A 21,637-nucleotide genomic window follows, 5' to 3' on the forward strand; every position below is an offset into this window, starting at 1 on the left:
GCCAGCTCCGCCATCACGGCCTGGGTCGAGGCGACCTTCGCCGAGGTCGCCGTCGACGGCACGACTCTCTACGACCTGACCGACCGGAAGTAACTCCTATACAGCGTAGGGGAAGTCCTTGTACGGTGTACGAGATCGATCCCGTACACCGTACAAGGAGCCTGTATGACGGCAACGACAGCCGAGAACCCGACGGCCCCCACGGGCCACCCGCAGCGTTGGCTGATCCTCGGCGTCATCTGCCTCGCTCAGCTCACCGTGCTGCTCGACAACACCGTCCTGTCCGTCGCGATCCCCTCCCTCACCAGGGAGCTCGACGCATCCACCGCCGACATCCAGTGGATGATCAACGCCTATTCGCTGGTCCAGTCCGGCCTGCTGCTCACCGCCGGCAACGCCGCGGACCGCTATGGACGCAAGAAGATGCTCGTCGCGGGCCTCGCCCTGTTCGGCGTGGGCTCGCTGGCCGCCGGACTCGCGCAGTCCGCGAACCAGTTGATCGCCGCCCGCGCGGGCATGGGCGTCGGCGGCGCGCTGCTGATGACCACGACCCTCGCCGTCGTCGTGCAGATCTTCGACGACGCCGAGCGGGTCAAGGCCATCGCCCTCTGGTCCACCGTCAGCTCCCTCGGCTTCGCCGCGGGCCCGCTGATCGGCGGGGTCGTGCTCGACCACTTCTGGTGGGGAGCGATCTTCCTGATCAACATTCCGGTCGCGGCGATCGGGCTCTTCGCGGTGGCCGCGCTCGTACCGGAGTCCAAGAACCCGCAGGGCGACCGGCCCGATCTGCTCGGCGCGCTGCTCTCCACGGTCGGCATGACGGCGGTCGTGTACGCGATCATCTCCGGCCCCGACCACGGCTGGGCCTCCGCCCAGGTGCTGGCCTCGGGCACGGTGGGCATCGGTGTGCTCGGCGGCTTCGTGCTCTGGGAGCTGCGCATCGCGCACCCCATGCTGGACATGCACTTCTTCCGCGACCAGCGCTTCGTCGGGGCGGTCGCGGGCGCGATCCTCGTCGCCTTCGGCATGGGCGGCTCGCTCTTCCTTCTCACCCAGCACCTTCAGTTCGTCCTGGGGTACGGACCGCTGGACGCCGGTCTGCGCACGGCGCCCCTCGCGCTCACCGTCGTCGCCCTGAACCTGACCGGCGTGGGCGCGCGGCTGCTGGCGCGGATCGGCACGCCCCGGACCATCGCGCTGGGCATGACCCTCGTCGCGGGCGGCCTCGCCGCGATCGCGCTGCTGGGCGGGGAGGGGTACGGCGGGATGCTGGCCGGCCTGGTCGTCATGGGCGCGGGCGTGGCGCTCTCCATGCCCGCGATGGCCAACGCGATCATGAGCGCGATCCCGCCGGAGAAGGCGGGCGTGGGCGCGGGGGTGAACGGCACGCTCGCGGAGTTCGGCAACGGGCTCGGGGTGGCGGTGCTCGGCGCCGTGCTGAACTCCCGCTTCGCCGCGCTCGTGCCCACGGCCGCCGGGGCGGCCTCGCTGCCGGCGGCGCTGGCGGCGGCCGGGGACGAGGGGGAGCGGGACCGGATCTCGGACGCCTTCGCCTCGGGCCTGGAGACCAGCCAGCTCGTCGGCGCGGCGGCGGTGCTCGCCGGAGGACTGCTGGCCGCGCTGCTGCTGAGGCGGGCGGAGCGGGGCGAGCGCACGGGCGAATAGCATCGGGACCGGGGGCCGAACCGAGGAGGGTGCGCGATGGCGAGTGCGGCCGACCACGCGAAGGGTCCTGCGCGGACCAGTGTGTGGCTGAACGGCAAGACGGACCGCAGCCGGCGGGCGGGCCAGCCGGACGGCCTGGACCGCGACAAGATCATCGACGCGACGGTACGGCTGCTGGACGCCGAGGGCGCGGCGAAGTTCTCCATGCGACGGCTGGCGGCGGAGCTGAACGTCACCGCGATGTCGGTCTACTGGTACGTGGACACCAAGGACGACCTGCTGGAGCTGGCCCTCGACGCGGTCGTCGGAACGCAGCGGCTGCCGGACCTGAGCGCGGAGGGGGACTGGCGCGACCAGCTGCGCGAACTGGCGGCGGGCTACCGGTCGCTGCTGGTGCGCCACCCATGGGTGTCGCCGCTGATCGGCACGTTCTTGAACATCGGCCCGAACGCCATGGCGTTCTCGATCGCGGTCCAGCAGGTCATGCGGAACACGGGCCTGCCGCCGCACGGCCAGATGGGCGGGCTGTCGGCGGTGTTCCAGTTCGTGTACGGGTTCGGCACGATCGAGGGCCACTTCATCAAGCGCTGCGCTACGGCGGGGATGACGCAGGACGAGTACTTCCAGCAGGCGATGGGGACGATCAGCGGCCGCCCGGAGTTCAAGGAGACGTTCGCGAGCGCGGCGGAGCTGATCGAGGCGCGGGGCTCGCAGACGGTGGAGGAGATGCGGGAGAGGGACTTCGACTTCGCACTGGAGCTCCTGATCGCGGGCATCGAAGCGATGGTGGCTCGCGCGGGGGCTTGAGGTCGCGCAGGGGTGCGGGGGATTGGGGTGCGGGTCTGGGTTGCCCGGGGTTCCGGTCCTGTTCGGTGCGGGCACCTGGGCGTCCGGGGTCCCTCGGGGCAGCCGGTCTTGTTCGGTGCGGGTGGTGCGGTGCCCCTCCGGGCTCGACTCCTCGGGGTCGGCGGCGTACAGGCCCTTGTCCCGCGCACCCCGGTTCTGCCGCCGATCCCCTGCGGGGACGACCCTGCACGGCCCCACATCGAGCACCGCAGGGGACCTAGAGCCCGCACCGCCCCCGCTGCCGAAGGGCCAGGGCCCATAGGCCCGAGGCACCCTCGCGGTGCGAGCTGCCGCACCGGGGGGCGCGCCGAGCCGGGGTAGGGGCGCAGCCCCTGCGTGAGTCCCCCGAGGGCCTCGGCCTGGTCACCCCGGGTACCCGCCGCACCAGCGGCGCGAGCTGGCCGGGACGTCGGGGCGTAGCCCGGACACGGTCCCTCCGGTCTCCCGCGGCGCGAAGCTGCCGCCCCCCAGGGGTGTGGGGGCCCCGCCCCCCACACCTACCTCCCCTCCTGGCAGGGGGGGCTGGGGGCTTGCCCCCAGTTCAGGGAAGGGGCGGGGTGGGGGAGAGAACACCCCCCTACGACTCCCGCACCGCCTGTACCTCCAGCTCCACCCTCAGCGTCGTGCCGATCGCCGCCACACCCGTCTGCACCACCTGGTTGTAGTTCATCGCGAAGTCCTCCCTCCGCAGTTCCGCCGTCGCGTGGAACGCCGCCCGCAGGCCGCCCCACGGGTCCGGGCCCGTGCCCGAGTAGGCGAGGTCGAGGTCGACTTCGCGTACCACGCCCCGCATCGTCAGCGAGCCGTGCACCGTCCAGCGGTCCGGGCCGCTCGGGGTCAGGGCGTGGCTGCGGTAGGCGATCTCCGGGTACTGGGCCGCGTCCAGGAAGTCCGGGGAACGCAGGTGCTTGTCCCGCAGGGCGTTGCCCGTGTCGATGGACGCCGTCTGGATCCGCGCCTCGACGCGCGAGTCCGTCAGCCGCGCGCCGATGTCGATGCAGCCGCCGAAGTCCGTGAAGCGCCCCCGCACGCTCGAGATCCCCAGATGCTGAGCCACCGCCCCCACCGACGAGTGCGCCGCGTCGATCGACCACGTCCCCGGCGGCGGCAGCTCCGTGCCGCCCTGCCGGGACAGCACCACCGTGCCCGCCTCCGCCCGGCCGCTCGCCGTGACGATCGCGGTGGACGCGGCGGGCGCGTACCCCATCGCCGTCACGATCACCGTGTACGGCCCCGGCGCCAGCGCCGCGTCGCTGCGCACCGACCCGTCCGCGTCCGCCGCCGCCCGCAGTATCTGCGCGCCCGTCATGTCCGTCACCGTGACCACCGCGTGCTGGACCGCCCAGCCGTCCCGCGTGCGTACCTGTGCCTGCAGTCCCATCCCGTTTCTCCTTGCGAAAAAGTGCGGAGGCGGCAGGCCGTCCCCTGCCCGCCGCCCCCGGCCCCGCAGCCGCCTCCGCTAAGAGCGCCTCCGGGGGGTCTGAACTACTCGCCCGCGTGGGCGAGTTCGATGTCGTGGCCGTCGACTCCGCGTCCGGCCACCGTCAGCGCGGCGGCGGTCGGCGGGTACCCGGTCGCCACGACCGTGTACTCCCCCGCGTCCAGGTCGGCGAAGGCGTACGCCCCGTCCTCGCCCGTCGTCGCCGTGGCGGCCACGTTCCCGGCCGCGTCCACCAGCGTCACCCGGGCGTCGGCCAGCGGACGCCGGTCCGCGCCCGCTCGTACGACGCCCTGGACCAGCGCGCCCGCCGCCAGGACCGCTTCGATCCGGGTGACGCCCTGGCCGCCGATCTCCACCGGGAGCGCCAGCGGCCGGAACGCGGTCGCGTTCACGGCGACCGTCACCGCGCCCGGGACCAGCTCGGCGAAGGCGAAGCCGCCGTCCTGGCCGGACTTCCCGGTGGCCAGCACATCGCCTCGTACGTCCGTGACGACGACCATCGCGCCTTCCACCGGCGCCCCGTCGTGGGCGGCCAGTACCGTTCCGGCCAGGCCGCTCGTGCCGACGAGGAGGATGTCGTACGCCAGTCGCTCCTCGCCCACGACCACCGTCGACGCCTGCGGCTGGAAGCCGTCGGCGGAGGCGATCAGGACGTACGACCCGGCGCCCGGGGCGTCCAGCGCATAGCCGCCGTCCGGCTGGGCGACCGAGCGGCCCAGCTGCCGGCCCGCCGGGGAGATCAGCGTGACCGCCGCCCCGGGGACCGCCACGCCCTCGGCGCCGCGCACCGTGCCGTGCAGGGGTATGCCGCCGGGGGAGGCGAGCACCGGCTGCACGCCGGCCACGTCCGTAGCCGTAGTCGTAGCGGCCGTCGCCGTCGCCGTCTCCGCGACAGCCTCCGCCGCCGGAGAGCCGACGACTTCCGCCGCCTCTTCCGTCTCCGCCGCGTTGCTCTTCAGCGCGACCTCCTTGATGAACAGCGTCACCAGGAAGGCAAGCAGCGCGAAGGGCGCCGAATAGAGGAAGACGTCGCCGACTCCGTGCCCGTACGCGCTCTCCATCACCGTGCGGATCGGGGCCGGCAGCTTGTCCAGGTCCGGGATGCCGCTGCCGCCCGCGCCGCCGTTGGCCATCGCCGCGCCCTGCGGGCCGAGTTCGGTCAGGCCGTCCTTGACGTAGTGGGCGACCCGGTTCGCCATGACCGCGCCCAGCGCCGAGACGCCGATCGCGCCGCCCAGCGAACGGAAGAAGGTGACGACCGAGCTGGCCGAGCCGAGGTCCTCCGGCGCCACCTGGTTCTGTGTGCAGAGCACCAGGTTCTGCATCATCATGCCCAGGCCCAGGCCCAGGACGGCCATGAAGGCCGCGATATGCCAGTACTCCGTGTCGTACCGCATCGTGCCGAGCAGTCCGAGGCCCGCCGTCACCAGCACGCCGCCGCTGACCAGCCAGGCCTTCCAGCGGCCGGTCCTGGTGATGATCACGCCCGACAGGGTCGAGGAGAGGAACAGGCCCGCGATCATCGGGATGGTCATCACGCCGGACATCGTCGGCGACTTGTCCCGCGCCAGCTGGAAGTACTGGCTGAAGAACACCGTGCCCGCGAACATCGCGACGCCGACGAAGAGCGAGGCCAGCGAGGCGAGGGCGATCGTGCGGTTGCGGAACAGCCGCAGCGGGATGATCGGCTCGCTCGCCTTCGACTCGACGAGCAGGAAGACCGCTCCGAGCAGGACCGTGCCGCCGAGCATCGCGTACGTCTGCCAGGACAGCCAGTCGTACTTGTCGCCCGCGAAGGTCACCCAGACCAGCAGCAGCGAGACCGCCGCGCTGATGAAGAACGCGCCCGCCCAGTCGACCTTGACCTGCCGCTTCACGACCGGGAGCTTCAGGGTCTTCTGGAGCACGACCAGCGCGATGATCGCGAAGGGCACGCCGACGTAGAAGCACCAGCGCCAGCCGAGCCAGTCGGTGTCGGTGATGACGCCGCCGAGCAGCGGGCCGCCGACGGTCGCGACGGCGAAGGTCGCGCCGAGGTAGCCGCTGTACCGGCCGCGCTCGCGCGGCGAGATCATCGCGGCCATGATGATCTGCGCGAGGGCGGTGAGACCGCCGACTCCGATGCCCTGGACCACGCGGCAGGCGATGAGCATCCCGGTGCTCTGGGCGAGACCGGCCACGACCGAGCCGGCGACGTAGATCACCAGGGCTATCTGGACCAGCAGCTTTTTGGAGAAGAGGTCGGAGAGCTTGCCCCACAGCGGGGTGGTCGCGGTCATCGAGAGCAGCGCCGCCGTCACCACCCAGGTGTAGGCGGACTGGCCGCCGCCGAGGTCGGTGATGATCTCCGGCAGGGCGTTGGAGACGATCGTCGAGGAGAGGATCGCGACGAACATGCCGAGCAGCAGCCCGGACAGCGCCTCCATGATCTGGCGGTGAGTCATCGGGGCGCCGTCGGCGGAGGATCCTCCCCAGTGCTTGGCGTGGCCGCCCCGCACACCGGCCGGTGTGGTCGTAGCCATGAACTTCCTTTGCGTCTGCGTCTTTCGAAGGCCCTCGAAGGCTTTTGGAAGGCTGTCGAGGCCCCCGAGCTCTATGCGGGTGTACGGGCAGCGTGGGCCCGGCAGTCTCCGACGGAGTCCCGCAGGCGGGCCAGCGCCGCGTTGAGCTGGGCGACCTCTTCGTCGGACCAGTCCTTGAGGTAGTGGGCGAACATGTCCGTGATCCGGCGACCGAGGTCGTCGAGCATGTCCTCGCCCGAGGGGGTGAGCCGCAGGATGCGCGAGCGCCGGTCGTCCGGGTCGGGCGAGCGCTCGATCCAGCCGCGCTCCACGACATGCGCCACATGGCGGCTGGTCACCGACATGTCGACGGCCAGCAGCTCGGCGAGGCGGCTCATCCGCATCTCTCCGTACCGGCCGACGAGGGCCAGCACGGCCGCCGATCCGGAGGGGCACTCAAGGGGCAGCGCCCGCGAGAGACCTCTTTTCACGGCGCCCACAGCGCTGATCTGGCGGGCCAGTTCCTCGTACCGACTCCGATCGGCCATGGGCACCCCCGAGACATCTTGTTGCTTAGGGCAACCATAGAAGCTATTGGTTGCTACAGGCAAACGAAATCGGGCGAGCGGGAGTAAAGGAACCCCAAAGGCTGTCTCCAGGCCCGGTCAATCGGGGTCATGGGCCGGTCATGGCCTGATCGGCGGCCCTCTGGCGCCCGCGGACGCGCACCCGGGTGCGTGCCCGGGGTTGGGCCGGGTAAGGGGGGTTCGCTAGGGTCCTGCTCCATGGCACACAACCCCCATGCTCCCCAAGGCCAGGGCCCCGAGGGCAACTACGACCCCGCGGGCAGCACCCAGATGTTCCGCGCCTTCGTCGACGAGGCCGCGCCCCAGGGCCGGCAGGCGGCCCCCGCCGCCCGGTCGGGCTCGCGCGTCGGGCTGATGCTCGGCGTCGTCGCGGCCATCGCGATCCTCGGCGCGGTCGCCTGGCTCGCACTCGGCTAGACGGCCATACGGCTATACGGCTGGACAGCCAGGCGCGTCATGGCTGTCGCCTTGGCCGCCGTCTTGGCTCGGCCGCAGCTGGCGCCTATAGGCCGCAGCTGGGGCCTATAGCGCTCTGACGCCTATAGACGCTGCGACGCCTATAGCGCGTCGGAGCGTCTACGGGTGCTCCCGGCGCGTCACTTCCATACGGCCGTGACGTCCTGGGTCTCGATGTGCATGCCCAGCGGCACCCGCCAGGCGTCCACACAGACGGTGTACGCCTGCTTCCGCGTCGATCTCGCGGCGATCGGTGCGGGCAGCGGCTGCGCCGACTCGACCGTCGCCCAGTCGGTGCCGAGCAGGCCGATGATGTGCGTCGCGAAGGTGACCGTCCCCGAGGCCACGGCGGAGCCGCCGGTGTTGCGGAACTCCACGGTCACCTTCTCGCACCATCGCTCGTCGAGCGCCGCGCGGACCGGCTCGCCGAGCGCGAGCACGGCGGGTCCGGGCGGTGGGGGCGTGGGCTTCGGCTTGGGCTTCGGTGTGGGCTTTGGCGTCGGGGTGGGCTGGGGCGTCGGACCGGGGTCGGGCGTCGTGCCCGGAGCGGGCGCGGGCTTCTCCGGCGCCGGTCCGCCGGGACTGCCCGTGCTTCCCGCACCTCCGGAGCTTCCCGTGGTGCTTCCGCCGCCTTCGCCGCTCCCGCTGTCCGCGTCGCCGCCGCTCGGCACGGCGGGCAGGCCGCCCCCGTCCGACGTCCGCGGCTTGCCCGGCGTTCTGCCTCCTGAGTCGCCGGACGCGTCCGAGCCCTCCGAGGCGGTCGTGCCGTCCAGCGGCACCAGCTCGACCTTCCCCTTCGGCGGCACGGCAGCCGTGGGCGCCCCCTCGGGCGTGGACCCCGCTCCGCCGACCGCCACATAGCCGTCGCCGCTGCCGCCGCACGCCGTGAGCGCCCCGCCGAGGCAGAGCGCGACCGCGAGCGCTGTTCCGTGGCGTCCTCGTCGCATCGCGCCAGTGTGTCTGACGCTCCGTCAATTAGGAACCCTCAGAGGAATCCACAGGACCCTCGAGCGGAGTCCCGCCGGGACGAGCTGAGGGCCGGCGACGAGCGCCGGCCCCCGGCCTCAGTCCGAGATCAGGCCCTCCCGCAGCTGCGCCAGCGTCCGCGTGAGCAGCCGCGACACGTGCATCTGCGAGATGCCCACCTCTTCGCCGATCTGCGACTGCGTCATGTTGGCGAAGAAGCGGAGCATGATGATCTGCCGCTCCCTGGGCGGGAGTTTGGCGAGCAGCGGCTTGAGCGACTCGCGGTATTCGACGCCCTCCAGCGCCGAGTCCTCGTAGCCCAGGCGGTCCGCCAGCGAGCCCTCGCCGCCGTCGTCCTCAGGGGAGGGCGAGTCCAGCGAGGACGCGGTGTAGGCGTTGCCGACGGCGAGGCCGTCGACGACGTCCTCCTCCGACACCCCGAGCACCGCGGCCAGTTCGGGCACGGTCGGCGAGCGGTCGAGCTTCTGGGCGAGCTCGTCGCTGGCCTTGGTGAGCGCGAGCCGCAGCTCCTGGAGCCGGCGCGGAACGCGCACCGACCAGGAGGTGTCGCGGAAGAAGCGCTTGATCTCGCCCACGACCGTCGGCATCGCGAACGTCGGGAATTCCACGCCCCGTTCGCAGTCGAATCGGTCGATCGCCTTGATCAGGCCGATCGTGCCGACCTGGACGATGTCCTCCATCGGCTCGTTGCGGCTGCGGAAGCGGGCCGCCGCATACCGGACGAGAGGGAGATTGAGCTCGATGAGGGTGTCGCGCACATAGGTGCGCTCCGGGCTGTCGGCGGTTGCTTCGGATCCCTCGGAGTCCAGCGCGCGAAGCCGCAGGAACAGGGAGCGGGACAGAGTGCGGGTGTCGATGGCTTCCGAGCTGTCAGGCACGACAGGCGCGGGTGCGCTCTTGGCGAGCGTGAGCACCTTCGAGCTGCCCTGTTCTGCGGACATGCCACCCCCTTGAGGTCGCGGGACGGTCGCGGCGGCCGCGACCATCGGAGGAACGCAGCCTCCACCTGAATACCGGAGGCGGAGCTGCGGCAAACGCGGTTCCAGCAGAATGTCACATGTCGGCAACACGCTGAAGTGACATGTCGACAAGTATCAGGCGAAACTCCGCAGGAAACAGGGGGTCTGTGGGTTTTTGACTGCCCGTTAAGGCCCTTGAACGGTCTACCCGTTACAGCTACGCCTCGATCCTATTTGCGGATCGAAGTCGTGCGAAGCTCCTGGCCAGAAGTCTTGACACGTGCATCTGCGAGACGCCCAGCTCCTGGCTGATCTGAGATTGCGTCAGATTATTGTAGTAACGCAGCATCAGAATGCGCTGCTCGCGCTCGGGCAGCTGCACCAGAAGGTGGCGTACGAGATCGCGGTGCTCGACCCCGGCCAGCGCCGGGTCCTCGTAGCCGAGCCGGTCCAGCAGCCCCGGCAGTCCGTCGCCCTCCTGGGCCGCCTCCAGGGACGTCGCGTGGTACGAGCGGCCCGCCTCGATGCAGGCCAGCACCTCGTCCTCGCCGATCTTCAGTCGCTCGGCGATCTCGGCGGTCGTCGGGGAGCGGCCGTGAGCGGTCGTCAGGTCCTCGGTGGCGCCGTTGACCTGCACCCAGAGCTCGTGCAGCCGGCGCGGCACATGGACGGTCCGTACGTTGTCGCGGAAGTACCGCTTGATCTCGCCGACGACCGTGGGCATCGCGAAGGTCGGGAACTGCACCCCGCGGTCCGGGTCGAACCGGTCGATCGCGTTGATCAGTCCGATCGTGCCGACCTGGACGACGTCCTCCATCGGCTCGTTGCGGGAGCGGAACCGGGCGGCGGCGTACCGCACCAGCGGCAGATTCGCCTCGATCAGCGCCCCGCGCACCCGGGAGTGCTCCGGCGTGCCCGGCTGAAGGCCCTTCAGCTCGCCGAAGAGGACCTGGGTGAGGGCGCGGGTGTCAGCGCCCCTGCTCTGCGTTCTGGCGGGCGCTGGCGGGTCGTCCGGTCGCTCGTTCTGGGGCGGCACCTGAGGCGCTGTACTGGCCGGCACGGTCACGCCACCCCTTTGCGGTCAACATCATGCGGTCAACTTCGGTCAACTCATCCGTCAAAAGCGGTCATAGCATCACAAGACATGTGCACTGTGTGCAAGCACCCGATAACACCGTGTTGAAGGCCAAAAGGCAGGACGCCGCACGGGCAGTTCGGGGTCCGGATACGGGGGCGGGCAGCGGAAAGCCCCCCGCCGCGGAGGCGAGGGGCTGGGGCCCGAGAGGGGGCCGGGGGATCAGAAGGGGATCAGAACTCGTAGTCGGCGATCACCCACGTGGCGAACTCACGCCACTGTGCGGCGGCCGCCTGATGGGCCGGATGCTCGATATAGCGCTTCAGGGCGTCCTGGTCGGCGACCGCGGAGTTGATCGCGAAGTCATAGGCGATCGGCCGGTCCGTGATGTTCCAGGCGCACTCCCAGAACTCCAGCTCGGGGACGGTTCCGTCCAGCGCCTGGAAGGCCGCCACGCCGGCCGCCACACGCGGCTCGTCGCGGTCGACGCCCTCGTTGAGCTTGAAGAGGACCAGATGGCGGATCACGGTGGGCTCCTAACTCACGAGCTCGGTCGATTCGCGAGCTCGGTCAGTTCACGGGCTCGGTCGGTTCACGGGCTCGGTCAGTTCACGAGCTCGGTCATGAACTCTCCGACGCTCTGGGCGGCGCTCGAAATGCCCTCGAACCCTACCTGGACCAGGTCGGCGGCCCTGGCCGGGGACGTGATGATCGTGTACAGGATGAAGACGGCGACGACGTACAGAGCGATTTTCTTCGTTTGTACCAACTGTCCCTGCCTCCCCAGCCGTCCCCTGCGCATCCGTCGCGTGAGTCTAGCCGAGCCGTTTTCGGGTCCAAGAGGCTGGCCGTCGCCCTCTTCGCCGGCCCGTGTTCGAGTGCTCCGGCGGCGGCCCGCCGGGTCCTCCTCGCGCGCGTTCTCGCAGGCGCGCGCGAAGAGCCGGGCGCATGCGAAGGGGCCCGACGCGATGCGCCGGGCCCCTTCGAAGAGAGCGGTAGCGGAGGGATTTGAACCCTCGGTGACTTGCGCCACACTCGCTTTCGAGGCGAGCTCCTTCGGCCGCTCGGACACGCTACCGGGAGAGAGCTTAGCCCAAGGTGGGCCGTGCTCTGAAATCGGTATCGCCGCCCGGTCGCGCAGCGGTCTCCCAGGGACCTGTCAGCGGTCCCGGAAGAAGGCCGTCAGCTGCTGGGAGCACTCCTGCTCCAGCACGCCGAGCACGACCTCGGGCCGGTGGTTGAGCCGCCGGTCCCGTACGACGTCCCAGAGCGAGCCGACCGCGCCGGCCTTCTCGTCCCGCGCGCCGTAGACCACCCGGCCCACGCGGGACTGCACGATCGCGCCGGCGCACATCGTGCACGGCTCCAGCGTGACCACGAGCGTGCAGTCGGACAGCCGCCACTCGCCCAGGCGCTCGGCGGTCCTGCGGATCGCCAGCACCTCGGCGTGCGCCGTCGGGTCGCCCGTCGCCTCGCGCTCGTTGTGCCCGGACGCGAGCAGCGTGCCGTCGGCGGCCAGCACGACGGCCCCGACCGGCACGTCGCCGGCGAGCGCGGCCCGCTCCGCCTCGTCCAGGGCGAGCCGCATCGCCGCCCGCCACGGGTCGCGCACGGGGTCGGGCGCGGACGGCGGCGCCGGATCGGATGCGGGATCCGGCGCCGTCGGCGAGCTGGACACGGGCTCCGCGGCCGCGGCGGACGCGGAGCCCGGCGCCGGCCGGGGCGCGGATTCAGATGCCGGGCCGGTCACTAGCGAACGGCCTCCAGCACGTCCGCAGCGCCCAGCGCCTCCGCGATCTCCGGCAGCGCGTCCGTGTCCAGCGCCCGCAGCTCGCTCTCCGACAGACCCAGATCCCGCAGGATCTCCAGGTCGCCGACGGGGCCCGAGGGCACGGACTCGCCGGCCGCGGCCGACCCGCCGTCCCCGTCACCGTCTTCGTCGTCCTCGTCCGGCTCCCCGTCCTCCGTGCCGTCGAGGTCCAGCGCGTCCAGGTCGTCGGCCGGGTCGTCAGACTCCCCGCCGAGCAGTTCGTTGGTGAGGATCTCCCCGTACGAGGAGCGCGCGGCCGCGGCCGCGTCGGAGACGTAGATCCGAGGGTCCTCCTCGCCCTCGACCCGGACGAGACCGAACCATGCGTCCTCCTGCTCGATGAAGACGAGCACCGTGTCCTCGTCGACCGAGGCCTCACGGGCCAGGTCGGTCAGGTCCGACAGCGTCTCCACATCGTCGAGCTCTGTGTCGCTCGCTTCCCACCCGTCTTGAGTGCGCGCGAGCAGTGCGGCGAAGTACACCGTGACTCTCCCACTGATCAGAGGTGTGACGACCGGCGGTGCGCTTGGTCGGCCCCGCCCACTCGGAATCGTGGCAGAAACCTGGCGATTGCGAGAGGTCTTCCGTCGTTGCGTCGGCCACCAGTTCTCACGAGGGGGGCGACGGGCCGCGTCTCGACTACCAGCGGAAGGTCCGCATACGCATCTGCTGGCGCATCCTGGCCGCGCGCGCCTTGCGGGGCTGGACGCGGTCGCGGAGGGCCTTCGCCTCGTTCAGCTCGCGGAGAAACTGGGCGCGCCGCCGCCTGCGCTCGGCCTCGCTCTCGGGCGCCTGGCCGGGCGACGGGTCGCGCGACTGGTCGGGCGCCTGGTCGTGCTTGGACTCCGGCTGCTGCTCAGGCATCGGCCACCACCACCCCACGGCTGAATCCCGTATGCCTCCACTGCCTCCACCTTCCCTCCAGACCCAGGGTTGAAGCTAGCCGGGCTACTGTTGACGGCATGCGGATCCACGTTGTCGACCACCCGCTGGTGGCTCACAAACTCACCACTCTGCGCGACAAGCGCACCGACTCCCCGACCTTCCGGCGGCTCGCCGACGAGCTGGTCACCCTGCTCGCGTACGAGGCCACCCGGGATGTGCGCACCGAGCAGGTCGACATCGTGACCCCGGTGACCGGGACGACCGGCGTGAAGCTGTCGTACCCGCGCCCGCTGGTGGTGCCGATCCTCCGGGCCGGCCTGGGCATGCTCGACGGCATGGTGCGGCTGCTGCCGACCGCCGAGGTGGGCTTCCTCGGGATGATCCGCAACGAGGAGACGCTGGAGGCGTCGACGTACGCGACGCGGATGCCGGAGGACCTCTCCGGCCGCCAGGTCTACGTCCTCGACCCGATGCTGGCCACCGGCGGCACGCTGGTCGCGGCGATCCGCGAGCTGATCAAGCGCGGCGCGGACGATGTGACGGCGGTCGTGCTCCTGGCGGCGCCGGAGGGCGTCGAGGTGATGGAGCGCGAGCTCGCGGGCACGCCGGTCACCGTGGTCACCGCCTCGGTCGACGAGCGCCTGAACGAGCACGGGTACATCGTGCCGGGGCTGGGCGACGCGGGAGACCGCATGTACGGAGCGGCGGAGTAGGCGCGAAGCCGCTCGTCGGACGCGGTCGTCGGACGCGCTCGTCAGACGCCGAGAGCTCTGCCCCGGACCCCTGATGCGGGGGTCCGGGGCAGAGCTCTGTCGGGCTCGGCGCGTCGCCGGGCCTCGGCACGCCTCCCAGCCGGGCGTCAGCACGCCACGTTTCCCAGCCGGGTGTCAGCGCACTCCGCAGCGGCGGCGGCTCAGCACGCTCTGCGGCCGCGGCTCAGTACTCTCCGGCTCAGAGCTTCCGGCTCAGCACTTTCCGGTGGGCGCCGGGACCGGCTTGGCCAGGACCGCGAGCGCCGCGTCCGCCTGCCTCTTCGTCTCGAAGTCCTTGAACGCCGTCCCCAGGATCAGGTCGACGTCCGCGGTCTTGCGCGCGTCCGTCTTCAGCTGGGCGCCCCGCACCTGCGTCGTCAGCACCGCGAACGCGCCCTCGTGCGACTTGGGCGAGCCCAGCAGCACCCCGGCGCCCTCGACCTTCTTGTCGTACGCCGCCGGAGCGTTGCCGACCTTGCCGATGGCGAAGCCGCGCTTCTTCAGCTCGTCGGCCGCCGACTTGGCAAGACCGCTGCGCGGCGTCGCGTTGTAGACGTTCACCGTGATCTGGCTCGGCTTGGGCGGCGGGGGCGCGGCGGAGGCCGCCGCGGCCGGTCTGCAGTCGCCCTTCTGGGCGCCCGCCGCGGTCTTCTCGTCGTCGCCGCCGAAGACGTCGATGAGCTGCAGCGTTCCCCAGCCGCCCAGCCCCAGCACGACCAGGGCGGCGACGGCTGCGACAGCGATTCTGCCGAGGCTGCGCGGTCGTCGCATTCGTGGGTACTTGTCGCCCGTGATGCGGTACTTTCCGCCCATGCCGGGGGGAGTGAGCATGCTCATGGGCGCAGCGTAGTGCGGCCCGGCGCGGATGCCTACTAAATGATCAATAGATTGCGTCCGTCCGGTCCGTAAAGAGCCCGAAAGGGTCAGTCGCCGGATCGGTCACCTGGGTCTTCGCCGTCGTGTCGGGCGGTCGCCAGGGCCGGTCGCCGGGCGGGCGACCCGAGGCCTCAGCCCAGCTCGAGCACGCGCGCGTGCAGCACTTGGCGCTGTTGCAGCGCCGCCCGCACCGCGCGGTGCAGACCGTCCTCCAGATAGAGGTCGCCCTGCCACTTCACGACATGGGCGAAGAGGTCGCCGTAGAACGTGGAGTCCTCCGCGAGCAGCGTCTCGAGATCGAGCTGGCCCTTGGTGGTCACGAGCTGATCGAGGCGGACCGGGCGCGGCGCGACATCCGCCCACTGTCGGGTGCTTTCCCGGCCGTGGTCGGGATACGGCCGCCCGTTTCCGATGCGCTTGAAGATCACACGGAAAGCCTACCGGTCAAGGGGCTGTCGGCGCAGCCACGCGGCCGCGGTGCAATGCTGGGCAAATCGCCCCAGAGTGGAACAATGTCCCAAGATTGAGGGCCTCATGAGCACCAGTGAACAGCCGTCGAAGACCGAACAGCCCGCGCAGGCCCCTCCCTCGGCGCTGCCGCAGCCCGCGCTGGAGATCGCCGCCGGGTACGCCTTCGCCGGCCCCGCGCTCGACCTCGGCGCGCTGCTCTGGGACGGCCAGTGCCACGGCGACGCCCAGATCCGCATCCCGCTGTCCATGCTCAACCGGCACGGTCTGGTCGCCGGGGCGACCGGCACCGGCAAGACGAAGACCCTCCAGCTGATCGCCGAGCAGCTCTCCGCGGGCGGCGTGCCCGTCTTCCTCGCCGACATCAAGGGCGACGTCTCGGGCGTCCTCGCGCCCGGCGAGGCGAACGACCGGGTCCGCGAGCGCGCCGGGCAGGTCGGGCAGGAGTGGACGGGCGCGGGGTTCCCGTGCGAGTTCTACGGGCTCGGCGGCATCGGCCCCGGCATTCCGCTGCGGGCGACGGTCACCAGCTTCGGACCCGTGCTGCTCTCCAAGGTCCTCCAGCTCAACCAGACGCAGGAGCAGTCGCTCGGGCTGATCTTCCACTACGCCGACTCCAAGGGCCTGGAGCTGGTGGACCTGAAGGATCTGCGGGCCGTGGTCGCCTTCCTGGTGTCGGACACCGGCAAGGCCGAGCTCAAGAACATCGGCGGGCTCTCCACGGCCACGGCCGGGGTGATCCTGCGCTCGATCACGGCGTTCGAGCAGCAGGGGGCGGGGGGCTTCTTCGGGGAGCCGGAGTTCGACACGAGCGAGCTGCTGCGCACGGCGCCGGACGGGCGGGGACTCGTCTCCGTACTGGAGCTGCCCGCCGTGCGGGACAAGCCGCAGCTCTTCTCGACCTTTCTCATGTGGCTGCTGGCGGACCTCTTCAACGACCTGCCGGAGGTCGGCGACGTCGACAAGCCGAAGCTGGTCTTCTTCTTCGACGAGGCGCATCTGCTGTTCAACGGGGCGTCGAAGGCGTTCTTGGAGTCGATCACGCAGACGGTGCGGCTGATTCGCTCGAAAGGGGTCGGCGTCTTCTTCGTCACGCAGACGCCCAAGGACGTCCCCGGGGACGTGCTGGCGCAGCTCGGCAACCGGGTGCAGCACGCGCTGCGCGCGTTCACGCCCGACGACGCGAAGGCGCTCAAGGCGACCGTGCGGACCTTCCCCAACTCCGGGTACGACCTGGAGGAGGTGCTGACGCAGCTCGGGACGGGCGAGGCGGTGGTCACCGTGCTGAGCGACAAGGGCGCGCCGACGCCGGTGGCGGCGACCCGGCTGCGGGCGCCGCAGTCGCTGATGGGGCCGATCGAGGCGGGCGCGCTGGACGCGGCGGTCAAGGGCTCGCCGCTGTACGCGCGCTATGCGCAGGCCGTCGACCGGGAGTCGGCGTACGAGAAGCTGACGGCGGAGCAGCATGCCGCGGAGGCGGCGGCGGAGAAGGCGGCGCGCGAGGCGGACGAGGCGGCCGCGGTCGAGAAGGCGACGAAGGCGACGACGGCGACGGAGGCCGCGTCGCGGCGGCCGAAGAAGGAGGAGTCGCTCACCGAGCAGGTCGTGGGCAGCGGGATCTTCACATCGCTGGCGCGGTCGATCGGGACGCAGCTGGGGCGGGAGATCTCGCGGTCGGTCTTCGGAACGGCGAGGCGGCGCCGTTAGTGGGGCGGCGCCGCCTCGGCAGCGAGCGGGCTGAGCGAGCCGAGCGGTCTCGGCGGCAGGGCGGTGTCGGCAGTGGGACGGAGGTTCGAACCCCCGCCCCACCCCTCCCCGAACACCCCTGACGGACCGGAGGCGACGCCCCCGGGCCCAGTGGCCGCTCTGCGGTGCTGCTCGTTCCGTGCTGCGTGTGTCTCCGTGCTGCTGTGTTGCTGAGCTGCTCTGTGCTACTCGGTGACCTCGTGGCCGTGGCCGTCGTGCAGGCCGCCGCCGCTGCCCGCGTCGCCGTCCGTCGGGACCGTGGCGACCGGCTTGCGCAGCGAGCTGAGGTCGTGGGCGTAGGTGCCCACCGCGTTGGCGATGACGCCGATGTTCACCGCGAACGCCTTCATGTTCACGTTGCTCAGGTTGTCGCCGGCCGCGTGGTAGTTCGGGTCGTACGCCGTGCCGGCCGTGCCGCCGAACTTCTTCGCCTGGGCCTCGGTCTTGATGCCCTCCGCCCCGGTGAACGTGCCGCCGGAGGGGATGCCCACCTCGATGAACGGCCCGTAGTCTGAGCGGCCGGTGAAGTCCGTGCCCTCGTGCGGGGTGCCGCGCTTGTCGAGGAACTCGTTGATGTCGCGCTCGAGCTGAGCCGAGCCCGCCGGGCCGGGGCCCGCGCCGACGCCGTCGGAGTCGTCGCCGTCGTAGACGAAGAGCCCGTAGTTCGGCGAGGCGATCATGTCGAAGTTCAGGTAGAGCTTGATCTCCTTCTTGCCCAGCGAGCTCAGGTTGGCGACGTACGCCTCCGAGCCGAGCAGGCCGTTCTCCTCGGCCGACCACCAGGCGAAGCGGACCTTGTTGGCCGGGCGCTTCTCCGCCTTGGCCAGCTCCTCGGCGACCTCGAGCAGACCGGCGGAGCCGGAGCCGTTGTCGTTGATGCCGGGGCCCGCGGTGACCGAGTCGAGGTGCGAGCCGAGCATCACGGTGTTGGCGGCGTTGCCGCCGCGCGTCTCCGCGATGACGTTGTTGGTGACCCGCTTCTGCTGGAGCTGGCGGATCTCCAGCGAGAGGTTCACCGCGCCCTTGGCCAGGTCGGCGACGAGCTTGTCGCCCTCCGCCTTGGTGATGCCGCCGGTGGGTATCTTGCCGGTCGCCGGGTCGCCCAGGGTGCCGGAGAGCGCGCCCTCGGTGTTGTTGTAGATGACCGCCGCGGCCGCGCCGGCAGCCGCTGCGGCCGCCTGCTTCTCGCCGAAGGTGCAGCCGCCGCGCTTGATCAGCGCGATCTTGCCGGTGAACGTGCCGGAGGCGTAGTCGGTCGGCTCGCAGCCGGTCGTGTCGTCCACCGGAACGGCGACCAGGTCCGCCTTGATGCCGCCCACCGGAGTGGACTTGGTGTACGTCATCGCCTTGACTTCGACGTCGCGCGGCGCGGGCGAGAGCACGGAGAGCTTCTCGGCCTGCGTCTCGGTGTAGATGAAGTCGAACTGCTGGTACGACACGTCGTAGCCGTACTTCTTCAGCTGCTGGTACACGTACGCGGCTGAGGCGTCGTGCCCGAGCGAGCCGGCGGCGCGGTGGCCGTCGGTCGTGTCGGCTATCTGCTGGAACTTCTTCAGGTGCTGGAAGGCGTCCTTCGAGGACGACTTCCCCACCAGCTTCTTCGCCAGCTTCGACGCGTCCTTGGCCGCCTGCTTGGCAGGGTCCTGCCGGTGCGCGGCGGAGGGGGAGGCGGAGGCCAGCATGAGCGGGGTCGCGAGTGCTGCTGCGGCCAAGGTGGCCACGGCTCTGCGATGAGATGCCTTCACAGAGGTCCTTCCCGGTGCGAACGTAGGTGGATGGGAAGTTAGCGATCTCTGCGTGCTCTGTGAACACTTGTGCCGTAACTCACTGCTCAATTCATCGCATTGACACCGGGAGGCGGACCGTCCGCTTCAACACGCGGTTGATCAGGCCTTCTTCGCGGCTTTCGCGGCCCGTTTCATCTCCTGCTTGTGGGCCCGCACCTTGGCCAGCGACTCGGGTCCGGTGATGTCGGCGGCCGAGCGGTAGGCGCCCTGCTCGCCGTACGCGCCTGCCGCCTCGCGCCAGCCCTCGGGCTGTACGCCGTACTGCTTGCCGAGCAGCGCCAGGAAGATCTTCGCCTTCTGCTCGCCGAAGCCGGGCAGGGCCTTGAGCCGCCCCAGCAGCTCGGCGCCGCTCGCCGCGTCCTGCCAGACGGCGCTCGCCTCGCCGTCGTACTCGTCGACCAGGTACTGGCACAGCTGCTGGATCCGCTTGGCCATCGACCCCGGGTAGCGGTGGACGGCCGGCTTCTCCTTCAGCACCTCGCCGAAGGCGTCGGGGTCGGACTCGGCGATCCGCGCGGCGTCCAGGTCGTCGGCGCCCATGCGCTGCGCGATCGTGTACGGGCCCGAGAACGCCCACTCCATGGGGACCTGCTGGTCCAGGAGCATCCCCACGAGGGCGGCGAGCGGGCTGCGGCCGAGGAGCTCGTCGGCCTCGGGCTGCTGGGCGAGATGAATCTGCGTACTCATGACACCGATGATCGCCCTGGGGCAGGCGCGCCGCCAGCGAGTCGCGGCCCGTCGGGGGGCCTCGGCGCTCAGGAGGCGGAGCGCACGGCGGGGGCGTCCGGCGTCGCCTTGGGCGCCGGGTCCGTGGCCGTTTCGGGTGCCGGGTCCGCGGTGGGCGCTGTGCGGAGCGGGACCTCCCGGATGAGCCAGGACACCGCGAACGCCGCCGCCGCGATGACCGCCGTGCCGGCCAGGACGGCGTGCAGCCCACCGGTCACCGCCGCCCGGAACGCCTCCCGCACCGGGTCCGGCAGCGCCAGCGCCAGCTCCGGCGTCAGCTGGCCCTCCCCGCCGGCGAGCCGCCGCGCCGCCTGCGGACCCAGGTCGCCGCTGAGGCTGTCCGCCGTCCGGCTCGTGTACGCCGCGCCCAGCAGGGCGACGCCGAGCGAGCCGCCGATGGTGCGCAGCAGGGTGACGGTCCCGCTGGCCGCGCCCATGTCGCGCGCATCGGCGCTGTTCATCGTGATGATCGTGGTGCTCTGCAGGAGCAGGCCCATGCCGACGCCGATGAGCAGGGTGAGTCCGGAGGCCAGGGCGACGGCGGTGTGCACGTCGAGCAGCAGCAGGACGAGCGCGCCCAGGGTCGTCGCCGCGCCGCCGACGATCGGGTAGCCGCGGTAGCGGCCGTTGCGGCTGATCAGGTGACCGGTCGTGAGCTGCGCGCCGAGCATGCCGAACAGCATCGGCAGCAGCAGCATCCCGCTGGCCGTCGGCGACAGGCCCTTGACGAACTGGAGGTAGAGGGGGACGAAGTTGGTCGCGCCGAGCATGACCGCGCCGGCCAGGAAGCTCAGCAGCTGGGCGACGGAGAAGTTGCGGTCGCGGAAGAGGCGGGGCGGCACGACCGGCTCCTCGGCCCGCTGCTCGGCCTTCACGAAGGCCGCGGCCGCGAGGACGGAGACGGCGGCGAGGGCGAGGATCTGCGGCGAGGCCCAGCCGTAGCGCGTGCCGCCCCAGCCGGCCAGCAGGGTCAGCGCGACGACGGCGGCGGTCAGCAGGCAGACGCCCGCGTAGTCGATCCGGGCCTTGATCCGCTGGCGGGGCACGGCGACCCTCAGCCCGACGAGCAGCAGCGCCACGGCGCCGAGGGGCACGTTCACATAGAAGGTCCAGCGCCAGTCGAGGCGGTCGGTGAGGAAGCCGCCGAGCAGCGGGCCGCCGACGAAGGCCACCGGCATGATCGCGCCGATCATGGACTGGATCCTGCCGCCGTCCCTGGGCGCCACCAGCACCCCGATGATCGAGAGCGCGCCGACCATCAGCCCGCCCGCGCCGAAGCCCTGGACCGCGCGGAAGGCGATGAGCTGGCCCATGGTCTGGGCGAGCCCGGCGAGCACCGAGCCGGCCAGGAAGACGGCGATGGCCGCCATGAACGCGCCCTTGCGGCCGTACAGATCGCCGACCTTGCCCCAGACGGGCGTGGTCGCCGCGGCGGCCAGCAGATAGGCCGTCACCACCCAGGACAGCTGGTCGACGCCGCCGAGGTCGCCGGTGATGGTGGGGAGGGCCGTGCCGACGATCAGGCCGTCGAGCATGGCCAGAAACATCCCGAGGAGCAGCCCGAAGGCGCCGAGCCGGCGGAGTCCTGGGGCTGGTGCGAGGTCGGGTGCCGGGTCTGGGGGTGGTGCGAGGTCGGGTACCGCGCGGCCGGGCGGCGGGTCCGCGGGGGTCGTGTCGCCGGGTGTCGCCGGGGCCGGTGCGCGGTCGGTCGCCGCAAGGTCGGGCGGCGGGTCCGCGGGGGTTGCGTCGCCGGGCGTCGGCGGGTCCGGCGAGCGGTCGGTCGCCGCGCGGTCGGGTACCGGTCCCGGGGTCGGTGCGCTCTCGGGTGCCGCGCGGTCGGGCGGCGGGTCCGCGAGGCGCGCCTCCCCGTGCCTCGCCGGGTCCGCGCGGGTCGTGTCCCCGGCCTTCGCCGTGTCCGCGAGGTGCGCGTCCCCGTGGCTCGCCGTGTTCGCGCGGGTCGTGTCCCCGTCCCTCGCCGTGTCCGCGCGGATCGCCTCCCCGTCCCTCGCCCGGCCCGCGAAGCGCGCGACCCCGTCCCTCGCCGCGTCCCCCTTCACCCAGTGCCCCGCT

General features: G+C 71.5%; 21 protein-coding genes and 1 tRNA gene. 5 read left to right on the plus strand and 17 right to left on the minus strand.

What is annotated here, in order from left to right:
* Positions 1-165: 165 nt before the first annotated feature.
* A complete protein-coding gene (locus tag AB0M39_RS36970; protein WP_365372008.1) occupies positions 166-1,665 on the plus strand; it encodes an MFS transporter in 1,500 nt (499 codons plus the stop codon).
* 36 nt (positions 1,666-1,701) lie between these two features.
* Positions 1,702-2,472: a TetR/AcrR family transcriptional regulator C-terminal domain-containing protein gene (locus tag AB0M39_RS36975; protein ID WP_365372010.1), complete on the plus strand. Its 771-nt coding sequence runs from the start codon at positions 1,702-1,704 to the stop codon at positions 2,470-2,472.
* A gap of 616 nt (positions 2,473-3,088) precedes the next feature.
* On the opposite strand, the gene AB0M39_RS36980 is transcribed toward AB0M39_RS36975, so the two are convergent.
* The 3 genes from AB0M39_RS36980 to AB0M39_RS36990 form a co-directional block, all read right to left on the minus strand.
* Positions 3,089-3,892 (minus strand): YceI family protein, encoded by an 804-nt coding sequence (locus tag AB0M39_RS36980; RefSeq protein WP_365372013.1) that lies wholly within the window; start codon positions 3,890-3,892, stop codon positions 3,089-3,091.
* Positions 3,893-3,996: 104 nt separating this feature from the next.
* Positions 3,997-6,474: an MFS transporter gene (locus tag AB0M39_RS36985; RefSeq protein WP_365372016.1), complete on the minus strand. Its 2,478-nt coding sequence runs from the start codon at positions 6,472-6,474 to the stop codon at positions 3,997-3,999.
* A gap of 71 nt (positions 6,475-6,545) precedes the next feature.
* Positions 6,546-7,001, minus strand: a complete 456-nt coding sequence (locus tag AB0M39_RS36990; RefSeq protein ID WP_365372019.1) for a MarR family winged helix-turn-helix transcriptional regulator — start codon at positions 6,999-7,001, stop codon at positions 6,546-6,548.
* Between the two features lie 237 nt (positions 7,002-7,238).
* Here AB0M39_RS36990 and AB0M39_RS36995 point away from each other — a divergent pair, with 237 nt between their 5' ends.
* Entirely contained in the window at positions 7,239-7,457 is a 219-nt protein-coding gene (locus AB0M39_RS36995; RefSeq protein WP_365372021.1) for a hypothetical protein, read from the plus strand.
* 179 nt (positions 7,458-7,636) lie between these two features.
* On the opposite strand, the gene AB0M39_RS37000 is transcribed toward AB0M39_RS36995, so the two are convergent.
* From AB0M39_RS37000 to AB0M39_RS37040, 9 genes are all read right to left on the minus strand, one after another.
* Complete coding sequence (locus tag AB0M39_RS37000; RefSeq protein ID WP_365372023.1) at positions 7,637-8,443, minus strand: hypothetical protein; 807 nt, start codon at positions 8,441-8,443, stop codon at positions 7,637-7,639.
* Positions 8,444-8,560: 117 nt separating this feature from the next.
* Positions 8,561-9,424 (minus strand): RNA polymerase sigma factor SigF, encoded by an 864-nt coding sequence (locus AB0M39_RS37005; RefSeq protein ID WP_365372025.1) that lies wholly within the window; start codon positions 9,422-9,424, stop codon positions 8,561-8,563.
* Between the two features lie 235 nt (positions 9,425-9,659).
* Positions 9,660-10,502: an RNA polymerase sigma factor SigF gene (locus AB0M39_RS37010; protein WP_365372027.1), complete on the minus strand. Its 843-nt coding sequence runs from the start codon at positions 10,500-10,502 to the stop codon at positions 9,660-9,662.
* Between the two features lie 248 nt (positions 10,503-10,750).
* On the minus strand, positions 10,751-11,044 hold the full coding sequence (locus AB0M39_RS37015) for a Dabb family protein (protein WP_365372030.1): 294 nt from the start codon (positions 11,042-11,044) through the stop codon (positions 10,751-10,753).
* Between the two features lie 77 nt (positions 11,045-11,121).
* A complete protein-coding gene (locus tag AB0M39_RS37020; protein ID WP_365372032.1) occupies positions 11,122-11,286 on the minus strand; it encodes a hypothetical protein in 165 nt (54 codons plus the stop codon).
* Positions 11,287-11,510: 224 nt separating this feature from the next.
* Positions 11,511-11,595: transfer RNA gene (locus tag AB0M39_RS37025), tRNA-Ser, on the minus strand.
* Positions 11,596-11,676: 81 nt separating this feature from the next.
* Positions 11,677-12,105: a tRNA adenosine(34) deaminase TadA gene (gene tadA, locus AB0M39_RS37030; RefSeq protein ID WP_365372050.1), complete on the minus strand. Its 429-nt coding sequence runs from the start codon at positions 12,103-12,105 to the stop codon at positions 11,677-11,679.
* Positions 12,106-12,266: 161 nt separating this feature from the next.
* Positions 12,267-12,809: a hypothetical protein gene (locus AB0M39_RS37035; protein ID WP_365372034.1), complete on the minus strand. Its 543-nt coding sequence runs from the start codon at positions 12,807-12,809 to the stop codon at positions 12,267-12,269.
* A gap of 157 nt (positions 12,810-12,966) precedes the next feature.
* Positions 12,967-13,191 carry a hypothetical protein gene (locus AB0M39_RS37040; RefSeq protein ID WP_365372036.1) on the minus strand — a complete coding sequence of 75 codons (225 nt, stop codon included), beginning with the start codon at positions 13,189-13,191 and terminating at the stop codon, positions 12,967-12,969.
* 98 nt (positions 13,192-13,289) lie between these two features.
* Between AB0M39_RS37040 and upp the strand changes: the two genes are divergently transcribed.
* The gene (upp, locus tag AB0M39_RS37045; protein WP_365372038.1) at positions 13,290-13,925 is read left to right on the plus strand and encodes a uracil phosphoribosyltransferase; all 636 of its coding nucleotides are present in this window, start codon (positions 13,290-13,292) and stop codon (positions 13,923-13,925) included.
* A 252-nt stretch (positions 13,926-14,177) separates the two neighbouring features.
* Here upp and AB0M39_RS37050 read toward each other — a convergent pair whose 3' ends face one another.
* Together AB0M39_RS37050 and AB0M39_RS37055 are read right to left on the minus strand one after the other, a co-directional pair.
* The gene (locus tag AB0M39_RS37050) at positions 14,178-14,801 is read right to left on the minus strand and encodes a LytR C-terminal domain-containing protein (RefSeq protein ID WP_365372040.1); all 624 of its coding nucleotides are present in this window, start codon (positions 14,799-14,801) and stop codon (positions 14,178-14,180) included.
* A gap of 170 nt (positions 14,802-14,971) precedes the next feature.
* Entirely contained in the window at positions 14,972-15,268 is a 297-nt protein-coding gene (locus AB0M39_RS37055) for a type II toxin-antitoxin system VapB family antitoxin (RefSeq protein WP_003955420.1), read from the minus strand.
* Between the two features lie 106 nt (positions 15,269-15,374).
* Here AB0M39_RS37055 and AB0M39_RS37060 point away from each other — a divergent pair, with 106 nt between their 5' ends.
* Positions 15,375-17,015: a helicase HerA-like domain-containing protein gene (locus tag AB0M39_RS37060; RefSeq protein ID WP_365372042.1), complete on the plus strand. Its 1,641-nt coding sequence runs from the start codon at positions 15,375-15,377 to the stop codon at positions 17,013-17,015.
* A gap of 224 nt (positions 17,016-17,239) precedes the next feature.
* Here AB0M39_RS37060 and AB0M39_RS37065 read toward each other — a convergent pair whose 3' ends face one another.
* The 3 genes from AB0M39_RS37065 to AB0M39_RS37075 form a co-directional block, all read right to left on the minus strand.
* The gene (locus tag AB0M39_RS37065; protein WP_365372052.1) at positions 17,240-18,775 is read right to left on the minus strand and encodes a M28 family metallopeptidase; all 1,536 of its coding nucleotides are present in this window, start codon (positions 18,773-18,775) and stop codon (positions 17,240-17,242) included.
* A 165-nt stretch (positions 18,776-18,940) separates the two neighbouring features.
* Positions 18,941-19,528, minus strand: coding sequence for an HhH-GPD-type base excision DNA repair protein (locus tag AB0M39_RS37070; protein WP_365372045.1), 588 nt, complete (start codon positions 19,526-19,528; stop codon positions 18,941-18,943).
* A gap of 68 nt (positions 19,529-19,596) precedes the next feature.
* A partial coding sequence (locus AB0M39_RS37075) for a DHA2 family efflux MFS transporter permease subunit (RefSeq protein WP_365372048.1) occupies positions 19,597-21,637 on the minus strand: 2,041 nt, incomplete at its 5' end.

It is taken from the genome of Streptomyces sp. NPDC051907 (assembly GCF_040681075.1).
Classification (GTDB): domain Bacteria; phylum Actinomycetota; class Actinomycetes; order Streptomycetales; family Streptomycetaceae; genus Streptomyces.